The following is a 10888-nucleotide window of genomic DNA, read 5'->3' as shown; positions in this document are numbered from 1 at the left end:
GGGGGGGGGGGGGCCGGGCCCCCCCCGGGGCCCGGGGGGGGGGGGGGGGGCCCCCCCCCCCCCGCGCCGTTCATGCCCCCGCCGCCTGTGCGAACAGCTCGTGCAGCGGCACCGGTGACAGCAGCCGGGTGAAGGGGCCGTACAGGCCCTTGCCCGCCCGGACCGCCCCGTGTGTGCGCAGCTTGCCGCTCTCCACGGGCAGATGGGGTGCGTCGAGGGTCTCCCAGGTGTCGCGGGCGAAGGCCGTGCGCCCGGCCCGGGCCCGCCGGCCGGTCTCCACCGCCCCGACCGCCACCAGCTCCGCCTGCGCCGCCTTGTGCCGGGCGGCCGTCCAGCCGTTCCAGCGGCGGACGTTGCGGTCCGTGGGCCGGGCGAGCGCGCCCAGCTGGAGGTGGAGCGCGGCGGCGTCCGCACCGACACCGAGCCGCCGCGCGACCTCGGCGACCAGGTCGGGGACGCTGAGCGCCGGGTTGGCCTCGTAGCCGCCCGCGGGCACCGGAGTGCCGGCCGCCCGGTCCGCCATCCGGACCAGGCCGTCGAGCAGCGCCCGGGTCTGCGTGACCTCCCGCCGGAGCCGGGGCAGGTCCAGCCGGTCGCACAGGTCCAGCGCCCGTGCCACGCGTTCCGGGTCCGCCAGGGCGGCCGTGCGCAGGAAGACGTCCCCGCTGGGGACCGCGACGACGAACATCCCGTCGTCCGTCGCCGCGGAAGCCTCCTTGACGGTGTCCAGGAGCGGCTCCGCGCACGGGATCACGGTGCCCGCGTAGGGCCGGAAGGCCGGATCCTCGGCGGCGGCCCGGGCGAGGGCCGGGTTCGACAGCAGCTGCAGCAGCGTGCCCGGCGCGGCGAACCAGGCCCGCAGTCGGGCGTGCAGCTTCAGCGCCCCGTCGGCGGCGGGGTCGCCGACCGGCCGCTCGGTCAGGGCCCAGGCGATCACGGACAGCGTCCGGGTGTGCGGGGCTCGGTCGCTGCGGATCCACTCCCCGGCCGTGCCGTCCGGCTCCGCCTGGTGCAGATGGAGCCGGCCGGTGCGGCTGCCGACCAGGACGTGGCCGCCCGGTTCGGCCGGCGGGCGGCCGGCGGGCAGGGTGCGGGCCCAGTCGGCGGACAGCCCCAGGTCCGTCTCCAGGGCCTCGGCCAGCTCCTCGTCGACGTAGGGCCGGGTGCCGAGCAGCTCGGCCCAGACGGCCGCCATGCGTTCCGCGGCGCGGACGAGGCCGTCCGGCGTCCACAGGTCGGCCGGGTCCTCCGGGACTCCGGCGGCGAGCAGCGCCCGGCGGCCGTGGAGGCCGAGCCGGTGGCAGAAGTCGTCGTACTCCGTGGCCGTGGTCTTGTTCGCCTTGTAGGGCTTGGAGCGCAGCATCCTGGCGTGCTCGTCGTACCCCGCGCGGCGCGGGAGGCCGCCGAGGGCCAGGGTGGCGACGGGACGGCGGACTCCGGTGCGCCAGGAGAAGACGGCGAGGGCCTCGGGGGTGAGCGGGACCAGTCCGTGGCGTTCGGTCAGTTCCAGGAGGCGGGTGAGACGTGCGGCGTCGTCCCGGGTGATCGTGACGGTCTGCTCCTCCTCGGTGCGGGCCGGGGCGGGGGCCGTGGCCGGCTGCACGAAGCGGCAGAGTCCGCCGCGGGCGGGGCCCGCCGCCGTGTCCGGTGCGGCGGCCAGCTCCTCCTGCGGTGCCCGGCCGGTGCGCCAGGTGCCGCCGGGTTCGGCGAAGGGCTGCCGGCTCCAGGTCCGCAGCAGGGCGTTCAGGGCGGTGCGCGCGTCCTCGGGCGTGGTCTCCACCGCGGCCCGCCAGGCGACGGCGTCGATGCCGCCGAGCAGCACCTGCCATTCGGCGGGGCGTGCGGGCGGGGCGAGGCCGCGGGTCTCGTCGTCGATCTCGCCGCGCAGGAAGCGGCCGTCGGCGGCGACGGCGGTGAGGGTGCCGGCGTGCCGCTCGGGGATGTGGGCCTCGTAGGCGCGCAGGTCGGGAAGCAGGCCGGACAGGGCGGGGACGAGGGCGGTGTCGGGGATGTCGGCGGGGAGGTCCACCACCGGCCCGGAGCGCATGATGCCGACGCGCCGGGACAGCTCCTCGCGGCGGCGCAGCACGTCGGCCGCGAGCCGGGCCGCGCGCACCACTCCGTCCCGCACGCGGGCGTCGCCGGCCTCGGGCAGCAACCGGCTGACCCGGTCGCGCAGCTCGTCGTCGTCGCGGGTGGCGAGGGCAGTGTCCAGGAGGGCGCGGACGGACGCGTCGGAGACGGTGCGCAGCGCCTTGGAGGAGCGTTCGTCGCGTGGGGTGAGGAAGTGCCAGAACGCGGGCGGCGGCACCGGGCCGGCCGCCTCGCCGAGGGTGGGCGGATGGTCGCGGTCGCGGCGGGAGGGCGGGCCGAAGCCGTGGACCTGCCAGAGCAGCGAGTTGTCGGCGGCGGCGTGGCAGCGGACGGTCGTCTCGCCGGCGGTGACGGCGTCCTCGCCGCCTTCGGGGAGGCCGATGATGCCCCAGGGGTGGCGGCCGAAGCGGCGGCTGCGGTAGCGGGCGGTGCGGCCGTCGACCGACTCCAGCAGGAACTCGGTGGGCGAGGGGCCCTGGTAGGGCGTGCGGTTGAGGACGCGGCAGCCCACGAGCCGGCCGTCCTGCCCGAGCGGGGAGGCCGGGACGTCCTCGGGGAGCACGGCGAGGTACTGGCCGCCCTCGAACTCCTCCATGCCGGGCGGGAGTTCCCGGTCGCGGTGGAAGTCCGGCAGGGCGCGGTCGGTCGCGGGGGCACCGGTCACGGGATCGTACGGCGTCCAGTTGCCGCGGGTGTGGAACACCCGGGCGCCGTAGAAGCGCCGGCCGTCGCTCATCTGGAAGTCGTGACCGCCGATGCCCTCGCGCCCGCCCGGCCGCAGCACCCGCTCCCCGTCGAACCGGCCGCCGCGGTCCGGGGTCTCGAACTGGAACCCGAAAGCGCCCTGGATCAGTCCGTCGTACGGCCGCAGGCCGAACCGCTCCTGCGGTGTGAACACCTCGTGCGGACGGTCGGCCCAGAACGCCTGGTCGGCGGCGGAGTAGCGGTCGCCGGTGCGCCAGCTGACCAGGAACTGCCCGCCGGCGTAGTGGACGGCGTGCGAGGTCGCCTCGTCCGGCACCCGGAAGGTGCAGGTGGCGCGGGTGCCCACGGGATCGACGGCGACGGCGCGGTCTTTGCCGAAGACCGTGAGGACCGGCCAGGTGCAGGTGACACGGAGGGTGTCGGCCGGGTCGAAGCCGGCGACGGCCGCTTCCAGGGCGGGCCAGCCCAGCTCCTCGGGCAGCCCGGCGTGCAGTGCGCGGGCCAGCGGGCCGGTGAGGTCCAGCGCGGCCAGCGCCTCCTCGATGCCGTCCAGGGCGACGGCGGTGGGCCGGTCGAGGAGGCCGGCCAGTTCGGTGACCGCCTCGTCGGCCGCGGCGAGACCACCGCCGCGCAGCGCGCCGAGCAGGCCCTCGATGCGGGTGTGCACCTCGGCGGCGATGCCGGCGTTCTCCGGCAGCCGGGTGATCGCCGTGCCCGCGCCGCGCAGCCCTTCGTGCACGGTGCCTTCCAGACGGCGGCCGAACACCGGGTGGGCGGCCAGGGCCTTCAGGTCGCGGCGCGACCGGTCGTCCCAGAACGTCAGCCGGACGGAGTCGCCGGGGTCCTCGACGGTGATGCCCTCGGCGAGGCACGCGTCCAGGAGGTCGGCGTCCAGGCCCGGCCAGTGGTACTTGTCCTCGTGGATCACCACGGGTGTTCCCGCCGCGCGCAGCCGGGGCGCGAACCGGGTGACGATCTCGAAGAGTTCGGCGGGCATGGGCTGGTTCGCCACGCCGCCGTACGCCACCCGCTGGTGCCGGTACGTGCGCGTGTACCGGCGCAGCCAGCCGGCCAGGCCGCCCTCCGGATCGAGGCGCCCGGACGCCGCCGCGTCCACGATGCCGCCGCGCAGCAGCAGTCGCAGCCAGGCCGCCGCGTCCTTGCGGGAGTCCGGGAACAGGTCGAGCAACGCGGCCTGCGTCTTCGGCCCTTGCGGATGGTCGCCCAGCGGCCCGGCGGCGGCCTCCAGCAGGGCGTCCGGGACCGCCTTGCCGCGTGCGGCACCGAGGACGTGGCCCAGGATCCGGGCGTCCTCGTCGATGCCGAGGCCGGCGGCCCGCGCCGACGCCCCGATCCGGCGGGCCAGGTCGGCGGGGAGTTCCCCGGGCGAGGCCGCCCAGGCCGTGAGCACGCGCACGTACTCCTCGTGCGCCTCGGCCGCGGGCAGCCGGCCAGCCAGCCAGCGCTGATGCTCGCTCAGCTCCTTCACCGGCAGGGCGCCGTGTGCCGCGAACAGCTGCGCGTTGGCCCGCCGCCAGTCCGGGTCGACGGGCAGCGCGTGCTCCTGCTCCGCCTTGCGGGCCAGGGTGTAGGCCTTGGCGGCGGCACCACCGGGATATCCCAGCAGCCGGTGCGCCACCGTGTCCCAGAACCAGGGCAGATGGGCGGGCGGCAGCCCGCGCGCCGGCCGCCGCAGCCGCTCCAGGCAGCGGCCCATCCTGGGATACGCGGACGACACGGCCGCCCCCACCTCGTCGAGCAGGGCGACGGCGGCGCTCTCGGCGCCCGGGTCGTGGGACGTCACCCAGCGCGCGTATGTCCTGGACCGGTGGGTCTCCGTGGGCAGCAGGTCGTGAGTGAGCATGCGGCGATCTTGGCACGAGGCTCCGACACCCGGTCCGGGCCTGTGGACAACGGCCGGTTGCCGCCGGCGCGGCCCTGGGGACGATCGGGGTCGCTTCCGGGACCGTTCCGGGAGAACCCTCAGCCGACCCCCGACAGAAACCCCAACCAACGCCGCACTAGGCCCTGTTAAGGTCCTGCGGTGCTCTCCCTGTCCGAACCCGCCTTCTTCACGCGCCTTCGCGAGGCCCGTCGCGTGCTCGTCGCCGGCGCCGGCGGCGGCTTCGACGTGTACGCCGGGCTTCCGCTGGCCCTCGCGCTGCGGTCGGCCGGCAAGGAGGTGGCGCTGGCCAACCTGTCCTTCGCCGACCTGTACGGGCTGGGCCCGGACACCTGGGTCGCGGAGGACGTCGCCGCCGTCCGCCCGGACACCCCGCTGCGCGGCGACTACTTCCCCGAGCGCGCGCTCGCCCAGTGGCTGCGGTCGCAGGACCTGCCCGACACCGTGTACGCCTTTCCCCTCACGGGTGTCGGGCCGCTGCGCACCGCCTACCGGGCGCTCCTCGCGCACCTGGGCGGAGTGGACGCGATCGTGCTCGTGGACGGCGGCACGGACATCCTGATGCGCGGGGACGAGCACGGGCTCGGCACCCCGGAGGAGGACATGGCGAGCCTGGCCGCCGTCGCCGGGCTCGATGGGGTCCCGGACCGATTGGTGGCCTGTCTGGGCTTCGGGGTGGACGCCCATCACGGCGTCAACCACTCACTGGTCCTGGAGAATCTGGCCGCTCTGGACCGCGAGGGCGGCTACCTCGGCGCTTTCTCCCTCCCCCGGGAGAGCGTGGAGGGGGCCGCCTATCTCGACGCGGTGGCGCACGCCCAGCGCTGCCACGCGAGCCGTCCGAGCATCGTGCAGGGTTCCGTCGCCGCTGCTGTGCGCGGGGACTTCGGCGACGTGCGGTTCACCGAGCGCACCCGGGGCAGCGAGCTGTTCGTCAACCCGCTGATGACGCTGTACTTCTGCGTCGACCTGCCCGCGCTGGCGCGCGCCAACCTCTACCTGGACCGGCTGGAGGACACCGTACTGATGCGCCAGATCAGCACGGCCGTCGCCGAGTTCCGCGACGAGGTGCCCCGACAGCGACCGCCCCGGGCCTTCCCGCACTGACCACCGTCCGCCCAGGACGAGACCGCCCGGCGGCGCCGGCCGGAAGCGCCGGGCAAGCCCGACCGGGAAGACCAGGCCGACTCGGCCCGAGAGGCCCCACCGGCCCGGTCCGAAACACCCGTCGGCCCGAACGCGTACGCCCCGCCTCCCCAGACAGAAACACCCGTCAGCCCAGACAGAAACACCCGGCAAGCCGACCACAAGCGCCCAGCCGACCCGCACCGAACAGCCCCGCCAGCCCCGACGGAAGCAACCGAAACACCGGCCGCCCCAGACGCGTACGCCCCTCCACCCCAGACCAAAACACCCGCCAGCCCCGACGAAAGCGGCCGAAACACCCGCCGGCCTGGACGCCGACGCCAGCCGGCCCCGGGCGGCGGCTCCCGGCAGGGCCGGTCAGCGGCGGATGAGGTCTCGGCTCGCGACCACGGCCAGTGCCGCCGTCAGCAGGACGAGGGCCGCCGTCTGGCCGAGGCCGCCGCCGAGGAGCACGCCGGCTCCCGGCACGTGCAGCCAGGGGTAGAGGGCCGCGACCCGCACCGCCAGGATGAGCAGGCCGAGCGCGGCCAGGGCGAGAGCCGCGCCGGGCGGCGTACGGTCCGTGCGGCGGGCGTGCCGGAGCAGCCAGCCGAGTGCGCCCACGACGAAGCCCGTGGCGGGCGCCCAGACCGTGTCCGCCGCGCCCGGCAGCAGGACGACGGACCCACCGGTCACCACGCAGGCGGCCAGGAACACCAGTCCCGGAGAGCCCACGGGCAGCCGGGCCGGCGGCGCGTCCCGGTGATGGGCGGCGCACAGGGCGAGCGCGGGCAGCCAGGCCAGCAGCGCCGCGGGGGTGTCGTACCACGGCATCCACGCCATGAGCTCGTCCCCGGTCAGCGGGCCGATCAGGGGCCACAGCGTGGGCAGGGCCGCGCCGAGCGCGCTGTACCGGGCCAGTCGGCGGTGGTCGTGCAGCAGGGCGAAGTAGGCCACCGTCCACAGCAGGGGCAGCGTCCACGTGAGCAGGGCGACGACCGTGTCGGTCGTATGGCGGCCGGTGAAGCCGGTGAAGAACATGTGCCGCCCGCTCGCGCCCCGGGTGAACGCCCAGGTCAGCTCCAGGGCCCGGTCCACCACCGCGGAGGCCGCCTGGAGCAGGACGGCGAACAGGGCGAAGAAGCGGACGGCGGAGCCGAGGAGGGCGTACCGGCGGGGTGCGCCGGGCGCGCCGAGCCGGCAGCGCACGGCGAGCGCCGCGATGCTGGCCACCTCGCCGAGCGTGGGCCGGCTCTGGTCCTGGGTGTCGCGGTCGAGGTCCCCCAGGTACGTCTCGACCATCTCCTCCTCCCGTTCACGCCGGTAGTAGGCGGGGAGCAGGCGCAGGACGGCTCGGTAGCGGGACTCCAGCAGCGTGGTCATGCGTAGCCTCCCGCGAGTCCGGGTGAGGTCGGGGGTTCGAGGCCGGCCGGGCCCTCGGCGGCGGGCCGGGCCGGGGCTCCGGCCCGGCGGCCCTCGGCGATGCGCCGCTTGGCGGCCCCGGCACCGGCGGCCATCCGCTCGGCCTCCGCGTCGAGTGCCGTCACGCCCTCGTCGGTGAGCCGGTAGTAGCGCCGCAGCCGGCCCTGCTGCACCTCTTCCCGGTCCAGCACGATCAGGCCGTCCGCGGTGAGCCGGTCCAGCACGCCGTACAGCGTGCCGACCCGCAACTGCACCTCCCCGTCGGACAGGTCCTCCACCTCGCGCAGGATGCCGTAGCCGTGCCGTGGCCGGTCGGCGAGCGCCGTGAGGACGAAGAACGCCGCACGGGTCATACCCTTCGCTGTCATGCGGCCAGGATATATCGGCTGCCGATATATATCGACGGAAGGACGCCGTCGGGCGTGTCCTGTCCGCCGACGGGGCGAGTCCGGTACACCGTCCGGGTGAATGCCGAGGGGCGCCGCGTCGAGGCGGGGACGGGGAGTGAACGGGGTCCGCCCCAAAGCGGATGGGCGGGCGGACCCCGTTCGCCCGCCCATTGTGGGCGCCGCGCCCGGCGTCCGGGCACGGGTGAACCGCGGTCACCTGACGCGTGTCACGCACACCCCGGGCGTACGGCGCACACCCCGTGCGCCGGTCTCGCATCCGGGCGACGCGCGGGGCCGGGCCCCCGGCCGCCGTGTCGCCCGCCGAACGGTGATACTGGGTAGCTCACCCGCCCCCATCAGCAGATTGGCCCATGTCGAACTCCACCACCGACCGCGCCATCGTCCCGCAGACCGTCTGGGCGGCCCGGGGCCGTCACACCGGCCCCGCACCCGAGGACGTCGTCAGCCGCACCCTGCGCCGGCACAAGGAGAGCGGGGACATCGACGACTTCGCCGAGCCGCCTGTGACCGAGGAATCCGGTCGGCGGGTCTTCGAGGCCCGCTGGCGGGCCGACGGCACGGTGATCGTGCGGGCCCGGCTCACCCTCGTACCCCCTCAGGGCCGGCCGCAGGGCCACGAGTGGCGGCTGGTCGCGGAGGCGGAACGCCCGTGGGACGAGGCGTGGCCCTCGCCCGCGACCCTGTTCTGGCCCGAGGGCGGCGCAGACGCGGGCGACGGATCCTGGGACCACCACCCCACGATCGCCGGACTGCGCTTCCGGCAGGTCAACGCGCTGCCCGAGGACGACAAGGAGATGCGGCGCCGGCTGCGCGACGCGGCCCGGGAGTCATGGTGCCTCCATGTCGTCGTGCACGAGGCGATGACGCCGGACGAGCAGGGCCGGCTGCCGCTGGCCCGGCTGCTGCCGCCCGGCCTGAGACACCGCGTGATCGAGCACCGGGCCGCCCCGCAGCAGCTGCGCGGCGTCAACTGGGCGCTGAAGGACCTCGGCGTCGAGGTGCCGCGCGGCGGCGCGGTGCTGCTGCCGCCGGATCCGGCACCGGAGGACTACGACGGCCGGGAGCACAGCGTACGCAGCGTCTTCCTGGACGGTTCGCAGCCGTCCGCACTCCTCGCGGCCCTGCGTCACTTCGTCGCCCTGCCCCGGCCGCTGCCGCAGCACGCCGAGGAGGCGCTGACGGACCTGCGCGAGAACTGGACCCTGTTGACCCTTCAGGAGCAGCTGGAGCGCGAACGGCGGCTGGTCGCCATGTACGCGGAGGCCCTGGAGGCGATGACGAAGTCCCGGGACCTGTACAAGCAGGCCGCCGAGCAGGCGCTGGAGGCCCTGGCCGCCTATCGCGACGTCCCCTCGCCTGGCGTGCCGCAGCAGCGGCCCGGCTCCCGGACACCGGGCGCGCTGCAGCAGCTGACCCGGACGTTCGAACGGCTGAAGCTCACGGCGAGGAACCGGCAGCAGGAGGAGTCCGCCGCGGATGCCTCCGCGAACGGCACCCCGGCCGACCCCGCGCGGGAGGACGACGACGGCACGGGCACCGGCGGTGACACGGACGACCGCTCGTCGTAGCGGTCCCGACCGGGACGAGGAGCCGGGATGGACACGACCACGACGCTGCTGGTGATCGGGGCCGTCGTCGCGGCGGTGCTGCTCGCCGTCGCCGTCGGGCTGCTGGTACGGCTGGTGCGGGCCCGGCGGACGCTGCGGCGGGCGGGGCTGCCGACGGGCCCGCGGTGGGTGTTCTGGGGCGCGGTCGCGTATCTGCTGCTGCCCACCGATCTGCTGCCCGACCCGGTCTACCTGGACGACATCGGCGTGCTGCTCCTCGCCCTGCGCAGCCTGCGCGCCGCCCGGCCGCTGCCGCGGGGGACGACCGGGCCCTGACCTTCGGCCCGGTCGACTCGCCCGCCCGGCTGCGGGCGCCGGCTCTGCGGCGTGGCTCAGCGCTGGGTGTTGCCCAACGTCAGGGCGGTGAGCAGGACCGCCAGTGCGCCCAGGGCGGCTGCCACGGACGTCGGGGCGGCCAGCCAGGGCGGGGCCAGGGTCGCCGCCTCCAGGCGGGCCGGATCCGGCAGCCCGGACCGTTGGCCGAGCATCTGTGCCACGGCGAGCAGCGCCGTGACCCCGACGGTGGCCGTCGCAGCGATGAGCCGGACCGGCGCCGCCCGCGCGGTGAGGGCGAGCGCCAGCAGCCCGCACAGTGCGGACGTGAACACGGTGGCCCCGAGGACGCCATGGGACAGCCCGGTCCAGTAGCGCGGGACGTGCGCCACCCCGCACAGGAGCACCAGCAGCGCGGCAGCCCGGGCGGCCCACACGCAAGCCGCCGGTGCCCGTCCGTCCCCGGAACGGTCCCCGACAGGCTGACGCTTCCTCACCGTCCGTACGCCGGTGGTCCGGTCCCGCAGGCCCCGCACGACCAGCGGTGCCGTGACAACAGGCATCGGCACGGCGTCGGCGGGCCCGGAAACCACCCGTTCGGGAACACCCCGTTCGGGAACACCCCGCTCGGGAACCACCGGCGCAAAACCCGGCCGCTCGGGCAGCGGACGCTCAGGCGACGGTCCCTCAGCAGGAGGGCACTCAGCGGGAGGGCACTCAGCAAGCGGGCGCTCGGGCGGCTTGCGGTCCTCGGCCAGGCGGCCGATCAGCTCGGCGAGTTCCTCGACGGGCCGGTGGACGGCCACCGCCCGCACGGCCGCCTCCCCGCAGTGGGGCCCCGCCGGCGTGCGGTGCAGCAGGTGCACCAGCCGGGAGACGTCCTCCAGGGGGCGGTGCTCGACGGCGGCGCGGATCGCCTCGTCGGCGCTGCCGGTCTCGCGGGGCGGCTCGGTCAGCAGGGTCACCAGGTGGGCGACGTCCTCCACGGAACGGTCGACCCCGGCCGCGCGCAGCGCGTCGGCCGTGGCCCGGGCATGCTCGGGTGAGCGCTCCAGCAGGGTGATCAGCCGGACCACGTCCTCCAGCGGGCGCTCGGCGACGGCCGCGTGGACCAGGCCCGGCAGCGGATCGTCGTCCGGGGAGACGCCCGGGGATTCGTCCGCGTGGTGCGGGTCGGGAGGCTCCTCGGGCGGCCCCATGGGCAGCGTGAGGAACTGGGGGAACGTGGGGGGAAGGCCTGGGACGGGTGGTGCCGGAGGTATCAGCGAGTCGTCGGGACGGGGGGACGAAGAGCGGATGGTCATCTCGGCTCCAGGGGAAGGGCGCGACCGCGCCGGCGCCCTCGTGCG

7 protein-coding genes are annotated in these 10888 nt (G+C 75.9%); 3 read left to right on the top strand and 4 right to left on the bottom strand.

Going from position 1 to position 10888, the window contains the following annotated elements; all coding sequences use genetic code 11:
• Positions 1-70: 70 nt before the first annotated feature.
• Complete coding sequence (locus ABZ937_RS27540) at positions 71-4663, bottom strand: hypothetical protein (RefSeq protein WP_361696012.1); 4593 nt, start codon at positions 4661-4663, stop codon at positions 71-73.
• A 180-nt stretch (positions 4664-4843) separates the two neighbouring features.
• Here ABZ937_RS27540 and ABZ937_RS27535 point away from each other — a divergent pair, with 180 nt between their 5' ends.
• On the top strand, positions 4844-5809 hold the full coding sequence (locus ABZ937_RS27535; RefSeq protein WP_361696011.1) for a DUF1152 domain-containing protein: 966 nt from the start codon (positions 4844-4846) through the stop codon (positions 5807-5809).
• A gap of 396 nt (positions 5810-6205) precedes the next feature.
• Here the strand turns inward: ABZ937_RS27535 and ABZ937_RS27530 are convergent, their stop codons facing one another.
• Positions 6206-7210 carry a hypothetical protein gene (locus tag ABZ937_RS27530; protein WP_361696010.1) on the bottom strand — a complete coding sequence of 335 codons (1005 nt, stop codon included), beginning with the start codon at positions 7208-7210 and terminating at the stop codon, positions 6206-6208.
• Positions 7207-7602, bottom strand: a complete 396-nt coding sequence (locus tag ABZ937_RS27525; RefSeq protein ID WP_361696042.1) for a PadR family transcriptional regulator — start codon at positions 7600-7602, stop codon at positions 7207-7209. The genes ABZ937_RS27530 and ABZ937_RS27525 overlap by 4 nt, the downstream gene beginning before the upstream one ends.
• 407 nt (positions 7603-8009) lie before the next feature.
• On the opposite strand from ABZ937_RS27525, the gene ABZ937_RS27520 reads away from it, so the two are divergent.
• Together ABZ937_RS27520 and ABZ937_RS27515 are read left to right on the top strand one after the other, a co-directional pair.
• A complete protein-coding gene (locus tag ABZ937_RS27520; RefSeq protein ID WP_361696009.1) occupies positions 8010-9227 on the top strand; it encodes a hypothetical protein in 1218 nt (405 codons plus the stop codon).
• Positions 9228-9254: 27 nt separating this feature from the next.
• On the top strand, positions 9255-9542 hold the full coding sequence (locus tag ABZ937_RS27515) for a DUF1232 domain-containing protein (protein WP_361696008.1): 288 nt from the start codon (positions 9255-9257) through the stop codon (positions 9540-9542).
• A 56-nt stretch (positions 9543-9598) separates the two neighbouring features.
• Here ABZ937_RS27515 and ABZ937_RS27510 read toward each other — a convergent pair whose 3' ends face one another.
• On the bottom strand, positions 9599-10738 hold the full coding sequence (locus ABZ937_RS27510; RefSeq protein WP_361696007.1) for a hypothetical protein: 1140 nt from the start codon (positions 10736-10738) through the stop codon (positions 9599-9601).
• Positions 10739-10888: the final 150 nt, after the last annotated feature.

It is taken from the genome of Streptomyces sp. NPDC046727, assembly GCF_040645635.1.
Taxonomy (GTDB): Bacteria; Actinomycetota; Actinomycetes; order Streptomycetales; family Streptomycetaceae; genus Streptomyces.
The sequence above is the reverse complement of the archived record's forward strand: the minus strand, read 5'-3'. Positions and strand labels throughout refer to the sequence as shown.

Excerpts from the sequence above, each read along its gene's own strand:
- ABZ937_RS27540 (WP_361696012.1), bottom strand. The coding sequence starts at position 4,663 with ATGCTCACTCACGACCTGCTGCCCACGGAGACCCACCGGTCCAGGACA.
- ABZ937_RS27530 (WP_361696010.1), bottom strand. The coding sequence starts at position 7,210 with ATGACCACGCTGCTGGAGTCCCGCTACCGAGCCGTCCTGCGCCTGCTC.
- ABZ937_RS27525 (WP_361696042.1), bottom strand. The coding sequence starts at position 7,602 with ATGACCCGTGCGGCGTTCTTCGTCCTCACGGCGCTCGCCGACCGGCCA.
- ABZ937_RS27520 (WP_361696009.1), top strand. The coding sequence starts at position 8,010 with ATGTCGAACTCCACCACCGACCGCGCCATCGTCCCGCAGACCGTCTGG.
- ABZ937_RS27510 (WP_361696007.1), bottom strand. The coding sequence starts at position 10,738 with ATGGGGCCGCCCGAGGAGCCTCCCGACCCGCACCACGCGGACGAATCC.
- ABZ937_RS27515 (WP_361696008.1), top strand. The coding sequence starts at position 9,255 with ATGGACACGACCACGACGCTGCTGGTGATCGGGGCCGTCGTCGCGGCG.